Here is a 21,190-nt window from a genome sequence, read left to right on the forward strand (position 1 = left end):
AGTATCCTGCATCTTTTAATTCCAGCCGGTGGCCTCGCGCAGGCCATCGGCAATATCGGCAGCTGTTGGCACCACAAAGACACCTGCATCACGCAGTGCCTGCTGCTTGGCAAGAGCTGTACCCTGACCGCCTGAGATAATGGCGCCGGCATGGCCCATTCTCTGACCCTTTGGAGCTGTGGCACCTGCAATATAGGATACAACAGGCTTGGTCATATGCTCTTTAATCCAGGCTGCAGCCTCCTGCTCGGCAGAGCCGCCAATCTCACCTACCATAACTACAGCTTCTGTTTCATCATCCTGCTCAAAGAGCTCTAAGATATCCACAAAGTTTGAGCCCTGCACAGGATCACCGCCTATGCCTACACAGGTTGACTGACCAAAGCCTGCATCTGTAGTCTGTTTTACAGCCTCATAGGTCAAAGTTCCTGAACGTGAGACAATACCCACCTTGCCCTTGGTGTGAATATAGCCTGGCATAATACCTACCTTGCACTCACCTGGGGTAACCACACCAGGACAGTTTGGACCTATAAGACGGGTCTTGGTAGGACGCAAACGGGCTCTTACCTTTAACATATCTACAACAGGAATTCCCTCTGTAATGCAGATGATAAGCTCAATACCTGCATCAATGGCCTCTAGAATTGAATCGGCTGCAAATGGAGGCGGCACAAAAATCATAGAGGTGGTGGCACCTGTGGTGGCAACGGCCTCCTTTACTGTATTAAAGACAGGCAAATCAAGATGGGTGCTGCCGCCACGGCCTGGGGTCACACCGCCTACAAGACGGGTTCCATAGGCAAGACACTGCTCTGAATGAGCTGTACCCTGTGAGCCTGTAAAGCCCTGACAGATAACCTTGGTATCTTTGTTAACTAATATACTCATTTTAAACTCCGGCGGCTAATTTGACTGCAAGCTGTGCAGCTTCCCTTAAGGTTGAGGCTGTGGTGATGTTAAGACCTGAGGCACGCAGAATATCTGAGCCATCTGTGGCATGGTTACCCTCAAGACGTACCACTACAGGCACCTTAGTATCAACCTCCTTGACAGCACCTTCAATACCCTGAGCTATAAGATCGCATCTTACAATACCACCGAAGATATTGACTAAAATACACTTAACGTTCTCATCCTCAAGAATAATCTTAAAGGCCTCCATAACTCTCTCACGGGTGGCTGTGCCGCCTACATCAAGAAAGTTTGCAGGTGAACCACCTGAGTTTTTAATAATATCCATAGTACCCATGGCCAGTCCGGCACCGTTTACCATACAGCCAATATTGCCATCTAAAGGCACATAGGAGAAGCCTGAGGCCACTGCTCTTGCAATACGACTGTCCTCCTGTGAAGGGTCGTCAAGCTCTACAAGATCGCTGTGACGATACAGAGCATATGAATCTACATTGATCTTGGCATCAAGGCATAAAAGCGAGCCCTCTTTGCTTACTGCCAAAGGATTAATTTCAATTAATGACAGATCCTTTTCAATAAACATTCTGGCAATGCCCACAAAAATCTTGGTGAACTCGTTGACCTGCTTACCCTTAAGACCAAGTCTGTAGGCCATCTCACGGCCCTGAAAAGGCTGTGGACCTGTGAGCATATCAATAGGGGTCTTTAAAATTTTTTCAGGATTGCTCGCTGCCAGCTCCTCAATTGACATACCGCCGCACTCTGAGGCCATAATGGTCAGGGTGGCATTACTTCTGTCAATAGTGGCACCAAGATACAGCTCACGTACGGCATCTGTTGCTCTTTCAATTAAAATACGCGATACAGGCTTGCCAAGTGAGTCAGTCTGAGCTGTAACAAGTCTGTTACCAAGCCACTTAGCGGCAAAGGCCTCAGCCTGAGCCGGGGTATCTACCACAGCCACACCGCCTGCCTTGCCTCTGGCACCGGCGTGCACCTGACACTTACAGACAAATGGGCCTGGTGAGAGTTCATAGGCAGCCTTGCCAATACCTAATGCGTTTTTGCTGACAATAAACTCAGGTACAGGTAAGCCATAGCTTTTTAGCATTTCCTTGGACTGATATTCATGTAAATTCATAAGTTAAGCCTTGCTCGTGATTACTAAATTTTAGCTATATTAAATAACAAAAGAGTGCAGTGGTAAAGCATTTAATAGAGGGCAAAAAGCCAAAAACAAAAGCTTTTTGCATAAATTATCAATATAAAGACTTGATATTAAAGAATATTTATTAAAAAGAGGCTAAAAATATCATCTGATAAAACGCACTAAAAAAATACAAAATTCTCAGTATATTTTGAATTATCAAAAAAAATGCACAATTTATGATCACAATCAGACATAAAAAAGCCCAGACTGTGCCGGGCTTAATTAATTTAATTATTATTCCATCTCATCAGTTTTAAGCACTAAATCAATTGCCTCCTGATTGTAGACAATTTCATTGAGCTCTCTTGCTCCCTGACGTAGCATGGTAGCACCCATCTGTGAGTTTAACTGCATCATCTGCACGCTAAGAGCACTATTGTACATAGTGGCATCAAAATTAGGATCAGCCTTTTCCTCAAGCAGTACAGCAAGTGTAGGCACCCCCTTGTTGGTGGCTATAGTATAGGCATTTTTAGCATTTTCAATGGCATATACAGCCATTCCAAACTCAGGATCATAGGCATTATCACCACGTGGCAGTGCTATATTCTTTGAGCTCTTAATCTCAATACCTTCAGGGTCTTTAGCAGAGCCTGCAGCTATGGATTTGGCATAATCTTGCAGCAGTTGCTCGGCCTTTTTGACACTTTGAGAGTCAACGGTTAAAGCATAGGCCTCATCTTTGACCTCATCAAATGACTTGAGGGCGCTTGCCTTGTAATCATAGATATTAATTACAGCTACCACACTGTCAGAGATATTGACTGGTGATGAGTTCATATGAGAGTTGATATTCTCCTCATTAAAGGCTGCCTCCTGCATGGCTTTGGTGTTAAGAGGCCATACAGCCTTACTGTCGCCATAGCTAAAATCGCCAGAATCCATGATCTCTAAATTCAAAGCCTTGGCTGTAGCATCAAGAGAATCTGGATTTTCAAATGACATATCGGCTAAAGTCTGAGATTTTTCATTAAAGAGTTTTCTGGCCTCTTCATTGATATATGCAGTGCGTACTTCACTCTTAACCTCACTTAAAGATGGAGTATGCTCCTCCTCTATTTTGTAGACCCCTACAAAGTGAGTGCCAAAATCATCGACTATGGCATCTGATACGCCACCTACTCCATCAATAGCAAATACAGCCTCCTCAAGATTTGGTGCTACACTGCCGCGAGAGATCAAACCAAGATCTATATTGTCTTTGTTAATGCCGTATTTGTCTGCAACATCTACAAAGCTAGTACCTGCTTTTAAATCAGCCTTGATAGCATCAATCTTGCTCTGAGCCTCTGAGCCTTTGGCAACAGCTAAATGATAGACACCGCGCCTTTGAGCTACCTTAAAGTCATCATGATGCATGTTAAAGTACTCATCAAGCTTCTCATCATTAACGACAACTTCATTCATAAGCTTGGCCATATCTAAAACAATATAGTTGAATTTTGATACAGCAGGACTTTTGAATTTGTCACTGTTGTCCTTGTAATAGGCCATGACCTCATCATCACTTGGTTTGATAGACTTTGTCAGATCTCTTTTATCAATGCTGTAAAGATCTACATATCTGACCTTTGAGACAACATCAGACAAAGCTTTGACTTCATAATCAAAAGGAATGGAGGCAAGACGCATCAGTGGCTCTGATACTGATGTGCTCATAAGGCTGACGCGCATCTGCTCGCCATAGTACTCAGGAGTAATGCCCATATTGCGCACTGTGGCAATATACAGATCATTGTTGAACTTGCCATCTTTGATAAAGGCGGGATTTGATCTTATAACATCCTTGACCTGATTGTCGCCTATTCTGACATTTGCGTCATAAACTGCAGCATTAAAGGCAACATTATCAATAAGATTCTCAAGGATCTGAGTTTTAAGCTCTTTGACATACTGCGGGTTTTCAAGCATGCTTACAGCCTGAGCACCATAATTTCTCTGCAGCATCTGAGCCTGCTGATTATACTGATTGTTCCACTCTTGTGCTGAAATTTTATACTCACCTACAGTTACAGGATCTGTATTTAAACGAGGAATCAGATAACCACCGACGCCTGTGAAGATAAAGGACAGAATAATTAAAAATAAAATTATTTTAAAAACCCTGCTCTCTGCACCGGCTCGCAATGTATCACTTAACATGAAATATTCTCCGCTATGTTTCTACATGCTTGTTGTAATTGACATCTATAAGATTATACAAAGGCTTTGAATAAAGCTAAATAGAAAAGTACAAATATTTAAGCTATTTACACTAAAAAATCACTGATAATTAATACAATCTGCCTTAACCACAAATAAAACAGTACTAAAGTACACTACTGTACAGAATAAATATCCTACAGGCTCTTTAACCTGGCTGAACATAGGTTTTTGCGATATTTAAGAGCCTGAATGCAAAAAAGGCCTTGCCGGCCTTCTTTGCATATAAGAGCTGATAAGCTATCAGCCGTTTACTATATCCTTTAAAGGCTTGCCTGCCTTGAAAGCTGGCAGTTTAGATGCCGGGATGTTAACCTCTTCTCTGGTGCGAGGGTTAATACCTACACGGGCATTGCGACTACGGACAACAAAGCTACCAAAACCTACTAAAGTGATAGACTCACCTTTACCAAGGGTCTCACCTACGACATCAATAAAGGCATTGAGTGCTGCCTGAGAGTCCTTTAAGGATAATTTGGACTTCTTTGATATCTGTTCTACTAATTGACTTTTATTCACAATCAACTCCTTGTATCAATTTTAAGATAATGGCCACGTGCAAGAAGGCTACGCCCCACATCTTATCAATATTTATTATGCACACTTTTTTTAAAGTTAAAATTTTTAAGTACTTTTTTTTGATTTTTTAATGCGCTTTTGTTAAATAGCTCAAATTTTTACAGGCAAAAGCTATAGTAAAAGAGCCATAAGGCACCATACAAAAGCGCCTGCACAAGCCAATAACAACTAAAAAAGATTTTAAATTAGTAACATTTTATTTTACAATCAGCCTCTCCCTACACCTTTATCTCTTACACATTTCAATGACTTTTTTATAAAAAGGCATACCCATGAACTTAAGCCTTGATTGTAACATCAATTTTGTGCGGTATTAAAAAGTCTTTCGTCATATGGTGTGTATTGTAAATTTTATCGACCAGGAGGCTTACGTCCTTTTTAAGATCTATATCCCTTTGTGATGGTTTAGTTCGCATCATAGAATCTAAAAGACCTTCAAACTTGCTGATCTCATTGTATATTGTAGACTTAGCGCCTTTGACCATGGCTTTTAACAATGGTCCTATATCTCTGATAGAGGAAGCCATCTTTAACAGAGATATTTCCCGTTTTTTACGTTGGTCATCTCTTTTCTTTTTCTGAAGCTGTTTTGCTATAAGCTTTTTGATGAGGTATGAGCCAATACTTGCATAAATAAAGAGCAGGATAATTTCTTTGATGGACGAATTGATAGAGCAGAGGCTGTTGCTACTTTTAAGTGCTTTAAACATGATCTCGCAGGACCAGCGCGTCCTGTAAGTATCAGCTATAACTGATGCTGCTACACGGCTTGCATCTATGTTGGTGATGAAATAATTAAATTTATCATCAACAGGATTATAGATACGAATCATCCTTAAAACGGTATCATCGTTAACCTGCACAGCCATATCAACCAGAGGATATTTGCTGCCATTTAAGTGCTGACATGGTTTGCATCCTTCAAATTCATGTAACGTGGCTCCGTTGCCATCCATTGCATGAATAATCTTATAGGCGCAATTCTCCTTGCCTCTGAATATAAAATAATGCCCCTTGGATATAAGTAGCAAATATAAAGCTTCAGATACATATCCCCTGTCGCACAGATATAACACCTGCTCATAGATATCTGGTGACAGGTGCTCTCTTTCATTGGCTACAGCCTCCGTAATATCAATATGTGTAGGCATATTGTTTACAATAGAAAACCCCGTATGCAGTTTAATAGCGGCAGATTTTTTATCAGGGTTGGTCTTGTCAGGATTACGTGTTTTAGCCTTGCAGTTAAAATTGTCATAGGCTGAGTATCTAAGGGAGATTTCAGAGCCATCCACCATGATAATATCATTTACACCGACACTCTGCCTGTAAACCTCAAGCAGTTTCAGACCAGTTTCATTAGTATCGTCTTTAACAAGCATAGAGAGGTTTTCTATAGTATTCTTCATAACTTCAAGCAGTCCCTCTGAACGCAGACGGTTGTGAAGAGCCTTTGAAGATATATCAATGCCAAACATGTTAGAATAGCACTTATGAAATCCATTTAAAGTAAAGGTTATATTGTTAGAGTTTTGGTTAGTAGAGGCATATGTTAAAAGAGCTGAGAGAAGTTCAGCTATTGCAACTTTTCTTTGCCTTTTGAGTGTGCCATTTTTTCTGGCAAAATTATTAATAAGCTCTTTGCTGAAGACGGTTAAAATATTTAAGAGTTCAGCTCTTTGAATATAGAGATTAATTTGAGATAATAAAGACATAGCAAGTTTTCCTTTGTTTGGTTTGGTTTGGTATATTATACCATGGAAACTTGCTATACCCCATAAAAATCCTTTATAAAACAATCTATTAGATCGTTTTTAAGACTCATCCCTAAATTTGGGGGTTGACATTATTTTCAACAGGCTCTGAAACTACGGCAGCTTTGAGTGTTGATTTTCTATCTCGAGACAGAGCCTGATGCATTTTCAATATATAGTACCCTATATCTCTAAAGCCGTAGGCTACCCTTTTAATGGTTTTGAATTTAGCATTGCATCCCTCTAAAATACTGGTGTTTAAGCCAGTTGTAGCCGCATGAATAATATAACAGCTCCAATCTTTTAGCTTCTTGCAGAACCTTATCAGTAAAGGAATTTCTGTTGCTTCAGCTTGTGAATACAGGTTTTTAATTGCTGTTTCAACCTGCTCAGGTGTACCTCCGCTATGCCATAGATCTCTGATATGGTCTCCAAAAATTGATATTGTAAACAAGGTCTTATTCTGTTTGAGGGTTTCTACAAGATCTTTTTGCGACTCTTCAAGAGTGTTGAGTTTATCTGAGCCCATGTAAGTCAGCCACTTGCTCTGTCTAAGATCTTTTATACGCTTCTTGTATTCACTTTTCTTTTGTTGATACTCGCCGGCGTCCATGGCGCCAAGCTCCTTGCGTAAATCTTTTATTTTATCAAGCCTTATGGCATCTGCCACTTCACTGTTAAACTGTTGCAGGCAGTGGAATAAATCAAGCACTATCTTTGCATTAGGGCAGAGCTCTTTGACTAGATTCTGATATCCGCAGTTGCCATCCATTACTGCACCTTCAATCTGGTCAAGCAGTCCAAGCTCTTTTAATCTATCAAAGAATGGCCTTAAATCATCTTTCTTTCTGCCGTAGGCAGCATACAAAAGGCGCCTGGTATCGGCATCTATGATGACTGATATATACTTATGGTGCTTTTTAACGCTTATCTCGTCTATAGCTATGTTCCTAACGCCTTCAAGGCTTATATCTTTGAACATCTCTATAAGCCTTGCCTTATCAATGTTCCTGATAATATCTGCCTCTACAGCCGTGATAGCGCTTATTTTCTTTAAATCTAGATGACTCTCGCCCAAATCAAGAAGCTGCAGTATCTGCCCATATAAGCGTAAGGTTATCCTATGATGCGGATGGACAAAGCTTGGCTTTAGCCACCTGGCATGATCACAACCACAACAAATGACCTTAGGTACGCGTATCTTTAAAATAACCGCAAATGGTCCTAGTGTGCAATCCTTTACTGTGCGCTCTCCCCAGTCCTTTATATTTACTTTATGGCAGCCACAGATTGGGCAGTTTTGTTCAAGCTCCTCTCTCCAAAGCGTATAGCCAAGATGATAGGTAACAGTCATTGCCGTAGCATCTATTTCAGGCTCACCAGACATTACACAACCAGGGTACATATTGAGACCACCGTGTTCAAACTTACAGTGCATTAATTCATTAGCACTGGCTTTGATTAAAGTTTCATTTGTTTCTGTATTGGCAGCAGTGTAGGAATTTATTATAATATGTTCAGGCTCTGTCATATTCTTTCCTTTGGTCGGGTAAAGTTGTTGTCAGGGCCCTTATTTTATCTGAAATATAAAAATTTTCTCAAGGTAAAATCTTTGGGATTCTTTCATAAAGCTTTAGCAAATGCAAAAGACTGACAGTCAATGATTGGCAAAGCCAACCCGTAAGGGCTTGTCATTGACGGACAGCTTTTGCATTAACAATTGGGCTGGGTCTTAAGCATTCTTGTGCTTAAGACCATAGATACTGTTTGCGATCTTGGGTCAACCCCCAATTTCAGGGAAGAACCGTTTTTAATAGTTCTAACAACCTCTTTTTGTATCAGAATTGTATGTTTCCAAAAAAATCAAACAAAAAACCCGCATCGAGGTCTTTTGCACTAATTTTTAGCACGATAGAATGCGGGTTTGCGGAATGATTTTAAGCCAAAAACTTCTGGATTTTAATAAATGCTTAAAAATCAAGACTTTACTAAGATCCTAGGTATGATAAAAAGGAGTACAAAGCTTTACTTTAAACTGACAGTTTTAAATATAAATCTCCTGCAACACCCCGAACCTTTAAGGATTAGATAAAAGAAAATCAATTTTTGTAAAAATTAATTATCCTAAGTTTTATCAAAGAATATAAAAGTATCATAGAAACCATAGTCAAACATTAAACAGCAGATAAAGGATACAAAAAATGTCAAAAGCCATAATTATTACTACCCTCTCAGCTCTGGCCCTGTCATCAACTGTCGCTTTTGCAGCCCCTCAGGGTTTTAACAACAGTTCAGCCCCTCAGGGATTTACCCAGGCACCACAGGCCAATGCTCCTCAGGGCTTTGCCAATTCAGCCGCACAGCTCCCAGCCATCGCCTCTGTCAGCGATGCTATCAACAAAGGTCTTGATGAGCAGCATGTAACTCTGCGCGGCCGCATCACCAACTTCATTGGCGATGATAAATATGAATTTCAGGATGAAACCGGCACTATAAAAATTGAGCTTGATGATGATCAGAACTGGTCACACATTCAAAAAGATCAGTTAATTGAGATTACAGGCGAGCTTGACAAGCACCTGCAGTACGTAAAGATTGAAGTCTACCGCGCCACACCTATTTCAAAGTAGTATTGAAATTATAAAAGCATTTAAAAACCCAGCAGCAGCTGGGTTTATTTTTATGTATCAAGAAGACAGAGGTGATTTTTAGTTAAACCACCAGCCCATGTATTTGCCAAAAACAGCCACATAACACAGCGGTGTGAGAACCAAAAACACAAAGACAGCAGCAGAGCCCAGATCTTTGGCTCGGCCTGAGAGCTCATGATAGTCATCAGATATTCTGTCCACCACAGCCTCAATAGCTGAATTTATAATCTCAAAAGTAAAGGTCAGCCAGGGCAGTATCAAAAGCAGCATAAGCTCTGCAAGGCTTGTGGCTATAAAAAAAGCAATAATACTTAAAATTACAGCAAGCATAAATTCCTGACGGGCGGCAGCCTCATATTTAAAAGCGGCTTTAAAACCCTTCATGCTGTAAAAAAAGGCATGATAAATACGTGCTATACCTGCTCTTGATGTTTTAGCCATTATTTATCACCCTTATGCAGGCTCTCAAGCAGCGGCAGCAGAGGCTCAATAGCATCTTCAAGCTTTAGGACAAGAGCGTTTAGCTTTTGAGATCTTGCATCCTCACGTATCTGCAGATCATCGCACAAATCACGCAGATCAGGCAGCATATTTTCAGCCTGCACAAAGGTAGGACGCAGAATCTTATATAAAAACTCGTGATTGAACTCAATGCCTTCCTTATAGGCTTTATCTATATCAAGCAGCAGCTGTAAAATCTTATCTACAGTCCTGATAATTGCATCTACCCTGTCCTCTGTCATATCAGTGGCACAATCTTTGCTCTCTTTGACCATATCCTCTCGCTCATCTGCGCATGCGCAGCATACATCCTTACTATCTGACATTCTATTTTCCACTTGAATTTAAAAATTTAGGTCAGCTTACCTGACCTAAATCTTATGTTTTATGCACCTACTATAGGAGTGGCTGCAGAGCCCTGCGTCTCTTTGTTTATGTCCACAGTATCTTTTTTATTGTTGATATTAAAGACTGTGGTAGGCTCAAATTCAAAAGGATTTTCCTCAAGAGCACGTGGCAGGACCTCTTTGATATTGCCAACAGGAATAATGGTCAGCCCCTCTTTTACATTCTTTGGAATATCCCACAGATCCTTTTCATTATCTTTAGGAATAAGCACAGTCTTGATGCCGCCGCGCAGTGCAGCTAAAAGCTTCTCTTTAAGACCGCCAATAGCCAGCACATCACCGCGCAGAGTAATCTCACCTGTCATGGCCACATCAGAGCGTACATTGTTGCCAGTCAGAGCTGAAACAATAGCTGTCACCATGCCAATACCTGCAGATGGTCCCTCCTTTGGAGTGGCACCCTCTGGCACATGCACGTGCAGATCGCATTTTTCATAAAAACTCTTATCAAGATTGAGCTCTCCTGATAAGGATCTGACAAGAGTAATGGCAGCTGAGATTGACTCTTTCATCACATCGCCAAGCTTACCTGTAAGAATATGCTTGCCACTGCCCTCATTAGCTACAGCTTCAATCTGCAGTATGTCACCGCCAAGTGAGGTCCAGGCCAGACCATTGACCAGACCTACATGATTTTCTTTGAGTTTTGAGGTAAAGTCATAGCGTCTTGGGCCTAAAAGCTCATGCAGCTTTTTGACATCAACCACTCTCTTTTTAATACGGCTCTTGCGCTTGCTCTCGCTCTTTCCCTCATCGGCAGCGCTCTTTTTCTTTTTAAGCAGTATATCCTTAACTGTCTTGCGGCACAGCTCATTGATAAGACGCTCAAGCCCACGCACACCAGCTTCATAGGTATAATGGCGTATAAGCTCGACTATAGCCTCGTGAGTTAACTCAAATTCCTTATCATCAAGGGTATTTAGGCGCATCTGCTTTGGTAAAAGATGCTGTGTGGCAATATTAAGCTTTTCCTCTTCTGTATATGATGACAGATCTATTATCTCCATTCTGTCAAGCAGAGGCTGTGAAATGTTATAGCTGTTGGCTGTAGCTATAAACATAACATTGGAGAGATCATACTCAATCTCCACATAGTTATCATTAAAGGCCTTGTTCTGTTCAGGATCTAAAACCTCAAGTAAAGCGGCCTCAGGATCGCCATGAGCAGATGATGATACCTTGTCAATCTCATCTAAAAGGAATAAAGGATTGTTGACACCGCACTTTATCATATTGGAGATAATGCGGCCTGGCAATGAGCCTATATAGGTTCTTCTATGACCTCTGATCTCTGCCTCATCATGCAGACCACCTAAGGCTACACGGGCATATTTACGGCCTGTGGCCTTGGCAATTGAGGCGCCAAGAGAGGTCTTGCCAATACCAGGAGGACCCATTAAACATAAAATAGGACCGTGCAGCTTGTCAGAGCGTGACTGCACAGCAAGATACTCTAAAATTCTGTCTTTTACTTTGCCAAGACCATAGTGATCGGCATCTAAGGTATCACGGGCTGTAGCAATATCCTTATTGACCTCTGATTTTACATTCCATGGTATTGAAAGCAGAGTTTCAATATAGTTTCTGACAATAGAGCTTTCAGAGGCATTTGGGCTCATAGCAGAGAGCTTTTTAATCTCTTTTTCTATTCTCTTAGCCACATCAGGCTGCAGATTTAAAGCCTTGAGTCTTGAGCGATACTCAGAGATGTCACTCTCATCACTACTGTCAGCATTAAGCTCCTTTTTAATAGCCTTTAACTGCTCATTTAAAAAGTACTCCTTCTGATTGCGCTCCATGGACTCCTTGGCATCCATTGATACCTTGCGCATCAGTTCTGAATAATAGGAGTAATTGTTAAGCAGTGATATGAGCAGATACACTCTCTTTTTAACATCAAGTGTGGTTAAAAGAGCTCTTTTTTCAGCAGGCTCTATAACCAGTATCTGAGAGAGCATATCGGCAAGCACTACAAGATTTTTTTCTTTGTTTAAAGCATTTACCAGATCAACAGAGGCGTTTTCATCAGTAAGAGGCTTGACGCAGTTCTCCTGATTGCTCATGGCAAATGACAGTGCTGATTTTAAAGCCTCAAGCAGTGATGGGATCTCATCCTCCTTAGGCATGATCTCATCTAACACTTCATATTTGGCCAGGCGGTATGAGTAATTTTCATCATCAATAACTTCAACAAGTCTGATGCGTTTAGTGCCACGAATCAGACATTTATAGGTATCCTGATCGCGCTTGGAGCCGGTTAGAACCTTACATAAAATACCTGTGGTAAAGAGCTGAGAGACATCTGGCTCCTCGTCATCATCGCGGGTCTGGCAGAATATGGCTATATCCTTGCTATCAGAGGCCAGTGCCGCCTCAAAGCCTGCTATTGATTTTGGTCTTGCAGCTACTATCTGAACATTGGCATTTGGGGTAATAATAAGACCTCTTAGGGTAATAAGAGGCAGTATAGGAAACTCTTTGTCTTTTGTATCTTCTGTGTCACTCATTGTCTTTTTCCCGTCCGTTTTTTCTCTATAATAATATAGCTACATCTTATTTATATGGTGTCTAATTCGATTATTTTTTACAAAAAAGAAAGAAGCCCCTAATATTTTTTATTAGAGGCATGATTTTCAAGAGAATTTTTTATCCATTTAAGCGTTTAATGCCTCACTCTGTTTAGAGCGTATAACAAGAGGCTCACTACCTGATTTAACAGTGCTCTCATCTACAACCACACGCTCTACATTGTGTACAGATGGAATATCATACATAGTGTTAAGCAGTAGCCCCTCAACCACAGATCTTAAACCACGGGCACCTGTATGTCTTTCAATGGCAATATCGGCAATGGCATTTAAGGCCTCCTGAGTAAACTCAAGATCTACGCCCTCAAACTTGAACATAGCTTCAAACTGACGGGTAATGGCATTTTTTGGCTCACGCAGTACACGCACGAGCTGCTCTCTGTCAAGTTCAGCTAAAGCCGCAATCACAGGCAGACGGCCAATAAACTCAGGAATAATACCGAATTTAACCAGATCATCTGGCTCTGTCTGCTGATATTTCTGAGTTAAGGTCAGTTTATCCTTTTTACCATAGACAGTGGCGCCAAAACCTATACCTGAGTTCTTGGAAACACGTTTTTCAACAATCTTGTCAAGACCGTCAAAGGCACCGCCGCATATAAAGAGGATCTGTGAGGTATCAACCTTGGTCATCTCCTGCTGCGGATGTTTTCTGCCGCCCTGTGATGGAATAGAGGCTAAAGTTCCTTCAATGAGCTTGAGCAGAGCCTGCTGTACGCCCTCACCTGATACATCACGGGTAATAGAAGGATTTTCAGACTTTCTTGCAATCTTGTCTATCTCATCAATATAGATAATGCCCTTTTGAGCCTTTTCCACATCATTGCCACAGCTTTGGAGCAGACGTAAAATAACATTCTCCACATCCTCGCCAACATAACCTGCCTCGGTTAAGGTAGTAGCATCAGACATAGCAAAAGGAACATTTAAAAATCTGGCTAAGGTCTGCACTAAAAGTGTTTTACCTGAACCTGTAGGTCCTATAAGTAGAATATTTGATTTGCCAAGTTCTACGCCAGTATCACTGCCTGAATGCTTAAGACGCTTGTAGTGATTGTATACAGCAACAGACAGAACCTTCTTGGCCTCCTCCTGACCTATGACATAATCATCAAGATGACTTGCTATCTCATGAGGTGTTGGAATATTGTCAAGATCGATGGCGCCTGACTGCTCAGGACCACCCTGAGGCTTGGCACTTTTCTGCTTGATATCTGATAAGTTTAAAAGACCCTTTTTCTGCAGCACAGCCACACAGGTTTTAACACAGTCTGAACAGATGCATTTACCATTATTAGCCTGAATTAATGTTCTTTTTGGGCTTGAAGTCTTATTACAGCAAAAACAGGTTAATTTATTGTTCTCTGAGCCTTCCATAAACTTTCCATCAAAAAAGTTAAATTTGTTTAAGTTTCATCAAATCTGTTTAAAACTCAAACATAATAGCACAATGTGAATCAAATATATTGAAGCAAAGTTAAATATAAAAAAACCTCAGAATCACATAAACTGAGGTCTTTATATATTCAGCTTTAAAATCAGTATCCTAGTTAGAGATATCAGATCTTGAGCTTACTACCTGATCAATAAGACCATACTCAAGAGCTTCCTGAGCTGACATAAAATTATCTCTCTCACAGTCCTCAGCCACCTCATCATATGATTTGCCGGTGTGAGAGGCTAAAAGCTCAGTAAGAGTTCTCTTAATGCGCTCTGTCTCTCTGGCATGAATCATAATATCAGTAGCCTGACCCTTAAAACCGCCAAGTGGCTGATGGATCATAATGCGTGAATGAGGCAGTGAAAATCTCTTGCCTCTGGCGCCTCCTGAGAGCAGGAATGATCCCATAGAGCAGGCCTGGCCCATGCATAAGGTGCAGACATCAGGCTTGATATACTGCATGGTGTCATAAATGGCCATTCCTGCTGTAACTACACCACCTGGTGAGTTGATATAAAGATAGATATCCTTGTCAGGATCATCAGACTCTAAAAAAAGAAGCTGAGCTACAACTAAATCGGCCATACGATCCTCAACCTCGCCGGTCAGGAAGATAACGCGATCCTTTAAAAGACGTGAATATATATCAAAAGATCTCTCACCTCTGCCGGTCTGTTCTATAACCATTGGTACAAGTGAGGCCATCTTTTCTGCAAATTCACTGTCAAACATAAATTTAAACTCCGCTTCTTAATTTAAATTAGAACTCTGGTCTTAAGTTGATTAACTCTAAGAAGGTAATATCATTGCGCTTAGGTGAAGCAGCCTCGATGATCTTGGCTACAATCTCGTGATCTAAGGCAGTATCCTTGATCTGCTGCATGCGCTGCTTGTTCTTCTTGATATCAGCCTTTACGTCCTCTGGATTCTCGTAGGCGCCAACGATCAGATCAAGTTCCTTCTCTACAGTCTCATCAGCAGGCTCTGTGATGTTGTTCTGTGACATGTATGACATAACCAGAGTCTGAATTACAGCGGCTCTCTTGGCCTCTTCAGTGAACATGTCGTTCTTGAACTCAGGCAGCTTGGTGATACCCATGCGCTTGAATTCTGATGCTGTGCGGTTCTTTAAGAACTCGGTACGCTCCTCAACAAATGCCTCTGGAACCTCTACGCTGTCCTTGTAGGCCTCAAACATAGCTTTGTACAGCTGTGAACGGTTGTTTACAGTCAGAGCACGGATGCACTCACGCTCCATGTTCTTCTTAAGCTCGGCACGGAACTTCTCGATGTCACCGTCGCCAATGCCGTATAACTTGATAAAGTCGGCGTCAACCTCTGGCAGGACCTTCTCTGATACTGAGTTGATCTTGATGTCAAACTCGGCATCCTTGCCTTTGAGCTCTTCTGCATGGTAGTCCTCAGGGAACTTAACATTGATGGTGAACTCATCACCGCTCTTGTGACCGATGATCTGCTCGGTAAAGCCTGGAATCATCTGAGCCTGAGCGATGTTGAGCTCGAAGTTCTCAGCCTTGCCGCCGGCAAACTCTACACCCTCGCTGCGGCCGAGGAAGTTGATGTTGGCAAGAGAATCCTTGGTAACCTCACCGCCATCTACATTCTTCCATGTAGCCTGCTGCTGACGCAGATTATCAATCATGGCATCAACGTCTGAATCATTTACCTGTGAATTGTAAACAGTAAGATCAAGTTCGTTAAATGGCTTGAACTCTACTACAGGCAGAACCTCAACCTCGGCAAAGAATACAAAGTCCTCATCTTTGTTGAAAGCTTTCTCATTATCAAATCTGATTGATGGATAGCCTACAAATTCTACGCCACTCTGCTTTAAAGCCTCAAAGAGAGTTTGATCAACGATAGCCTTTACAGCGCCTTCAACGATATCACCGCCAAAATACTGTGTTAATACATTGTTAGGTATGTGACCCTTTCTAAAGCCGTCAATCTTGGCCTTTTTAGCGATATTTACGAAAGACTTCTTGTATGCTGCTGACACGGTATCAACTGGTACTGTAATTGTAACTGTACGCTTAACATTACCATTATTCTCTACTGAAACCTGCATTTGTAACCTCTTGTAAACTGTGGTTTTGCTTAAAAAAGTAAAGTTTAGTATAACTAAAACTGTTTAAATTTTTCCTGATAGCATGGCTATCAGCCCTATTGGCCTTGGTTATTTTCTGTTCAAAGCACTAAAAGGGCTTAAGAAAATAAAAAAACCTCGTTACAAACTTATGATTCATAGCAATTGAACAAAGTTTGTTTAAAAACTTGCATATTATAATAAAGATAACCCTTTACTGTAAACCACAAATAAATATTAGCCGCAAAAACTTAAAGACTGCTTAAAAAAAAGAGCCTTCTTGGTGCTAATATCACACTAAGTTTACTTTTTTAAACAAAAGGATGTGTTATGGCCTACCTTGGACTTATCGAAGGCTTTTATGGAAGCTACTACAGTGATGAGATGCGCAAGCAGATCATGTCTTTTATGCACAAACATGACTACAGCTTTTATATCTATGCCCCGAAAAATGACGGTCGCCTTAGAAAAACCTGGGATAAAGACTTAAGCGCTGATCGCTACAGTTATCTGCACCACATGGCAGAGTATGGTACCAAGTCTTCACTGCAGTTTGGCGTGGGACTGTCTCCTCTTAATATAAGCCTTGATTATGATGAGCATAAAAAGCAATATCTGCAAAAGTATGTACATAATATATGTAAAGACAAAAAGGTTGAGATCTTCGCCCTGCTCTTTGATGATGTCAAACTGCAGTGTAGTGAGATAGGTCAGATTCAGAACACTATTATCAAAGATGTTATGCATGAGCTTCCTTTACATATCAAAAAATTTATAGTCTGCCCATCGTACTATACCTTTGACCCTATTCTTGACAGAATCTTTGGTACAAGGCCTGACAATTATTTTTGCGATCTGTGCTCTGCCATGGATAAAAGTGTCGAGTTTTTCTGGACAGGTAATAAGGTTTTATCAGATGATATAAGTGTTGATGATATTCAAAAAGCCAATGCTCTTTTTGACAGAAAGGTTTTTATCTGGGATAACTATCCTGTCAATGACGGAAAAAAGATTTCACAGTATATTTACACCAAGTCTTTTAAGGGCCGATACAATCTTGAGGCTGTAACTGCAGGACATGCTGTAAATCCTATGCTTGAGCCAAAGCTCTCTTTAATTTCCATGCTCACCTTACCTCTTATCTATAAAAATACGGCTACTGATGATATTGAAAGGCAAAGAGAGAGTTATATACACAAAATCTTTACAGACAACAGCGACACTGTACTTGAATTTTTTGATGAGGTGCTTGAGTGCGGACTCGATAATCTTAATGAGCACAACGTGTCTTCTATGCTCACACTTTGCAGCAGGTATGAGCATATATCTGAGTACAAGGAGATCAAAGACTTTTTAAATCATGTCTATGTCTTTGATCCAGACTATCCTGATACAGAATAGTATTACCTAAACTCAAGTGCCTCAAAATCAGGAATGATAAAATCTCTGCCCTCGCCAAAGCCTTGTGGTGTAGGTGGCGGCAGAGGACTTGGAGTCTTTGGCACATAGTTAAAGAATTTGGCACCTGTAGATGGCATAGCCTGTACTAAAATACGGGCAACCATTGGTGTGATAAGTAGCTCACCGTCTACATCATAGGATGAAACATCCTTGATAATTTCAGGGAAATTACTGCCAACCCTGGCTGCCACCATATTCCCCTTTAGATTGTGCAGAAGCTCAAAACCGTGTTCATCTCCGTCATGATAGACAGCAGATGCCTCAGGAGCTCCCTCAAAGAAGATAATATTGCCAAGCAGCACATTGTGGCTTATGGTAAAGGCCTGCTTTAACAGTACCTTTGGATCCTTATTGGCTGACAAAGCCTTAAGTACGTCAGCTGCAGCTAGTGAGCCCATGGTATTGGCATCATAGATAATAGCAAGAGCTGTATCATAGTCCTTTTTAACTCCTGTGCCTGAGGCGAGCATCAGAGAGTAGAACAGTGCTCCTGTATCATCTCCGTGTTCATAGGCAAATTTAAAATTCTTCACCACGCGCTGCAAGGTAACATTATCAAAATCATCAATATTGTCGCCTTCAAGCAGAGCTAAGGCCGACGCGGCCGGTGCATATTTTAAATTCATGGCACGCTTGAACATATTGATGGCTTTATTCTGATTAATCTCGCTGGCACTGTCATTGCGCAGTGTAATAAGACCTAAGGAGTAATAGGCTATAGGATCTTTCTTTTCTGCAGCCTTGGCGTAAAGCTCAAGACTCTTTTTTAAATTCTGATCCACGCCATAACCGTGAAAATAGGCGCCTGCAAGGCGGGTAGTGGCCTCATTGACGCCCAGGATCTGAGCCTTCTGCCAATTGTTAATAGCAGATGTAGGATTGACGCCCACGCCGTCACCTAAAAAGAGCATATCACCCATGAGCAGATAGGCACGAGGCTCTTCAAGGCTGACAGCCTTAATCATAAGCCGTCTAAAATCATCAATATTGTTAACAAGAGGCAGTGCTCTGCTGAGCATGCCTCTCAGGCTGGAACTGCGGCCCTGCCTGTCTAAGGCTGCGCCCTGCTCAAAAAATGAAATGGCAGCATCTACACCTGTAGCCTGACCATAGCCTAGAAGAGATAGATCGCCCATAACCTCATAGGCAGATGCAATATTGTGGGTAGTGGCGACCCTGGCATATTTTAAGGCCTGCTCATAATTGCCACGTGAGCACTCAAGCCAGGCTAGAAAGGCCAGAGCATCAAGCTCACCCTGATCATAAGACTTTTTAAGGAAACTTACAGCGCGTGACAGATTACCCTGTTCTATGGATGCAATGCCTGATTTAAGATTGTTATTTCTAATCTCTTTATAGTAGCTGGCCACACCCCAGTAGATACACATGCCGCCAAGACCTATGGTCAGAGAAATTATGCCAAGTGACATAATTATTTTATTTCTGGCCTTCCTTCTTTTTTTCAGCGCCTCTTTTTCTGCTCGGGTAAGTTTCCTTTTCATTGTATCCATAGTATTAATCCTTACTTCTTGAGTATACCCACATCAGGCATCTTGATTTCCTTATCATATTTAATCTTGTAAGGATCTCTTTCAATGGTGACAACTACCTTTCTGGCCTCAAGAGTATCTTTTTCTGTCAGCTTCTTGGTGGTTGAAATATTTTCATTGTGATACTGGGTCATAATGATGCTGGCCGGATCAATGCCCTTGTCTGTATAGTATTTCTTAATAGCGTCGGCTCTGCTCTTTGAAAGCTCCTTATTGGCCTCGGCATCTTTCTGACCGAAGGTGAAAACGGCAATTTTAACTGTCTTGACAGATGGGTCTAACTTTATATACTCGATCTGATTGTCAACATCATGCAGTGACTGCGGTACAAAGGTAGCTGTACCTGGCATGAATGAAGATGTAACAATATTCACATCAACAAAAGAATATGGATATAATCCGTTCTGACAGTCATTGAACTCCTTGAATTTTGCTTTAAAGCCAAGAGGGCTTAAAGTAGGCACAATTGACTGTCTTACAGAAGATGAGGTATTGGCATAAGGCATTAAAATCTCAAAACCTCTGTACAGAGAGTGCAACATGCGCTTTGAGAGAGTATCGCCGACAAAAGGATTAAAGCCGCGATAAAGATCGATGCGCCCAAGCTCAGTTTCAACTCCTCTTGCATTCCACAGAGGACTGGCCTCAATAAAACGCATGACAGAATCATTGCCTATCTGCATAGTTGGAAAAACCTCAAAGCTTAAGGTTCTGTCACGACCTGCCGAGATATAGAAATCGGCTCTGCCGTATTCAGGAATAACATATGACAGATAGCAGGCAAGCCTTGATGACTGTGTACTCCAGAGCTGATGTGAGCTCTCATTCATAGGAGCTTCATAACGTAACTGTGCGTTAGCTGAAAAGATACCCAGCGATAAAATCAGCAGTACTGTCATTTTGCTTTTTAACAATGTCATAGACACTCCGTAATTTTTTTGACTCTCATGTATTGTATGTAATATACAAGCAAATTAAAGACCATATATAAAATTTTTTTTAAATTAATGCTTTAATCATCAAAAATATATACTTAAGTATTGTATACGCTAACTTCGACAAAGTTGTAACATAAAATTTAACCATAGCAGACAAATTTAAAAAAAACGCTAAAAATATGTAACTTATATCTAATTTTTGACATATGTTTTATATTTTCTAATATAAATAGTTTATAGTGAAAAAAGATTTCAAACCTTGTGTTAATCAGATAGTAAACGATTACACAAGTACAAATTTGGATAAAATCAAGTGCCGATTTGTGAAACAATTCACCAAATTGAAAAATATTATCCTTGGAGGTTTTGATGGGCTTTTTTGACAAACTTTTTAACAAAGACAAGCAGGAAACAAATTCTGAGATCACTCTGTACTCTCCTGTAACTGGCAAAGTTGTTGCCGCAGCTGAGATTCCAGATCCAACCTTTGCAGATAATATTTTAGGCCCTTGCGTCGGCATCAAGCCAAGCGAAGGCGTAGTCTATGCCCCATGTGACGGCAAGATTGAACAGATTTTCAGAACTGCCCACGCAGTTACTGTTGTTTCAAAAGAAGGTCCTGAGATTTTAATCCATGTCGGTATCAATACTGTTGACCTTAAGGGTGAGGGCTTCCAGGCTTTAGTCGAGGAAGGCGCAGAGGTTACCGTCGGCACCCCACTTATTAAATTTGATATATCATTGATTGAATCCAAGGGCTTTAACACTGTAGTTCCTGTTGTAATCTGCAATCCTACTGATTTTGGTGATATCCGTTTCAACGGAGTCGGTCCTGTTGCAGCAAAAGATGCCTTAGGAAGCATCACAAGAAAATAAAGGTAGC

At 41.0% G+C, this 21,190-nt stretch carries 17 protein-coding genes; 3 read left to right on the top strand and 14 right to left on the bottom strand.

Going from position 1 to position 21,190, the window contains the following annotated elements:
* Positions 1-15 precede the first annotated feature (15 nt).
* The 6 genes from sucD to DRZ93_RS02845 all read right to left on the bottom strand — a co-directional run bounded on the left by sucD (position 16) and on the right by DRZ93_RS02845 (position 8,194).
* Positions 16-891, bottom strand: a complete 876-nt coding sequence (gene sucD / locus DRZ93_RS02820; RefSeq protein ID WP_113744617.1) for a succinate--CoA ligase subunit alpha — start codon at positions 889-891, stop codon at positions 16-18.
* Position 892: 1 nt separating this feature from the next.
* Complete coding sequence (sucC, locus tag DRZ93_RS02825) at positions 893-2,059, bottom strand: ADP-forming succinate--CoA ligase subunit beta (protein WP_113744618.1); 1,167 nt, start codon at positions 2,057-2,059, stop codon at positions 893-895.
* 303 nt (positions 2,060-2,362) lie between these two features.
* Positions 2,363-4,270, bottom strand: a complete 1,908-nt coding sequence (locus DRZ93_RS02830) for a SurA N-terminal domain-containing protein (protein WP_113745776.1) — start codon at positions 4,268-4,270, stop codon at positions 2,363-2,365.
* A 303-nt stretch (positions 4,271-4,573) separates the two neighbouring features.
* Positions 4,574-4,849, bottom strand: coding sequence for an HU family DNA-binding protein (locus DRZ93_RS02835; RefSeq protein WP_113744620.1), 276 nt, complete (start codon positions 4,847-4,849; stop codon positions 4,574-4,576).
* 338 nt (positions 4,850-5,187) lie between these two features.
* Positions 5,188-6,624, bottom strand: a complete 1,437-nt coding sequence (locus DRZ93_RS02840; protein WP_113745777.1) for an IS4 family transposase — start codon at positions 6,622-6,624, stop codon at positions 5,188-5,190.
* 112 nt (positions 6,625-6,736) lie between these two features.
* Positions 6,737-8,194 carry an ISL3 family transposase gene (locus DRZ93_RS02845; RefSeq protein ID WP_113745778.1) on the bottom strand — a complete coding sequence of 486 codons (1,458 nt, stop codon included), beginning with the start codon at positions 8,192-8,194 and terminating at the stop codon, positions 6,737-6,739.
* 670 nt (positions 8,195-8,864) lie between these two features.
* Here DRZ93_RS02845 and DRZ93_RS02850 point away from each other — a divergent pair.
* Positions 8,865-9,293 carry a YgiW/YdeI family stress tolerance OB fold protein gene (locus DRZ93_RS02850; protein ID WP_113744621.1) on the top strand — a complete coding sequence of 143 codons (429 nt, stop codon included), beginning with the start codon at positions 8,865-8,867 and terminating at the stop codon, positions 9,291-9,293.
* A 78-nt stretch (positions 9,294-9,371) separates the two neighbouring features.
* On the opposite strand, the gene DRZ93_RS02855 is transcribed toward DRZ93_RS02850, so the two are convergent.
* The 6 genes from DRZ93_RS02855 to tig all read right to left on the bottom strand — a co-directional run bounded on the left by DRZ93_RS02855 (position 9,372) and on the right by tig (position 16,340).
* Complete coding sequence (locus DRZ93_RS02855) at positions 9,372-9,755, bottom strand: diacylglycerol kinase (RefSeq protein ID WP_113744622.1); 384 nt, start codon at positions 9,753-9,755, stop codon at positions 9,372-9,374.
* Positions 9,755-10,141: a hypothetical protein gene (locus DRZ93_RS02860; protein ID WP_113745779.1), complete on the bottom strand. Its 387-nt coding sequence runs from the start codon at positions 10,139-10,141 to the stop codon at positions 9,755-9,757. The genes DRZ93_RS02855 and DRZ93_RS02860 overlap by 1 nt, the downstream gene beginning before the upstream one ends.
* Before the next feature lie 59 nt (positions 10,142-10,200).
* Positions 10,201-12,729, bottom strand: a complete 2,529-nt coding sequence (lon, locus tag DRZ93_RS02865) for an endopeptidase La (protein ID WP_113744624.1) — start codon at positions 12,727-12,729, stop codon at positions 10,201-10,203.
* 147 nt (positions 12,730-12,876) lie between these two features.
* On the bottom strand, positions 12,877-14,187 hold the full coding sequence (clpX, locus tag DRZ93_RS02870) for an ATP-dependent Clp protease ATP-binding subunit ClpX (protein ID WP_113744625.1): 1,311 nt from the start codon (positions 14,185-14,187) through the stop codon (positions 12,877-12,879).
* A gap of 169 nt (positions 14,188-14,356) precedes the next feature.
* Positions 14,357-14,983, bottom strand: coding sequence for an ATP-dependent Clp endopeptidase proteolytic subunit ClpP (clpP, locus tag DRZ93_RS02875; RefSeq protein ID WP_174878639.1), 627 nt, complete (start codon positions 14,981-14,983; stop codon positions 14,357-14,359).
* A gap of 28 nt (positions 14,984-15,011) precedes the next feature.
* Complete coding sequence (gene tig, locus DRZ93_RS02880; RefSeq protein WP_113745780.1) at positions 15,012-16,340, bottom strand: trigger factor; 1,329 nt, start codon at positions 16,338-16,340, stop codon at positions 15,012-15,014.
* Between the two features lie 348 nt (positions 16,341-16,688).
* On the opposite strand from tig, the gene DRZ93_RS02885 reads away from it, so the two are divergent.
* A complete protein-coding gene (locus tag DRZ93_RS02885; RefSeq protein ID WP_113745781.1) occupies positions 16,689-17,759 on the top strand; it encodes a beta-N-acetylglucosaminidase domain-containing protein in 1,071 nt (356 codons plus the stop codon).
* Positions 17,760-17,761: 2 nt separating this feature from the next.
* On the opposite strand, the gene DRZ93_RS02890 is transcribed toward DRZ93_RS02885, so the two are convergent.
* Together DRZ93_RS02890 and DRZ93_RS02895 are read right to left on the bottom strand one after the other, a co-directional pair.
* Positions 17,762-19,330, bottom strand: a complete 1,569-nt coding sequence (locus DRZ93_RS02890; RefSeq protein WP_113745782.1) for a tetratricopeptide repeat protein — start codon at positions 19,328-19,330, stop codon at positions 17,762-17,764.
* A gap of 11 nt (positions 19,331-19,341) precedes the next feature.
* Entirely contained in the window at positions 19,342-20,289 is a 948-nt protein-coding gene (locus DRZ93_RS02895) for an OmpA family protein (protein ID WP_113744629.1), read from the bottom strand.
* A gap of 387 nt (positions 20,290-20,676) precedes the next feature.
* On the opposite strand from DRZ93_RS02895, the gene DRZ93_RS02900 reads away from it, so the two are divergent.
* Positions 20,677-21,183, top strand: coding sequence for a PTS sugar transporter subunit IIA (locus DRZ93_RS02900; protein WP_113745783.1), 507 nt, complete (start codon positions 20,677-20,679; stop codon positions 21,181-21,183).
* Positions 21,184-21,190 lie beyond the last annotated feature (7 nt).

The sequence above is a fragment of the Anaerobiospirillum thomasii genome (genome assembly GCF_900445255.1).
Lineage (GTDB): Bacteria > Pseudomonadota > Gammaproteobacteria > Enterobacterales > Succinivibrionaceae > Anaerobiospirillum_A > Anaerobiospirillum_A thomasii.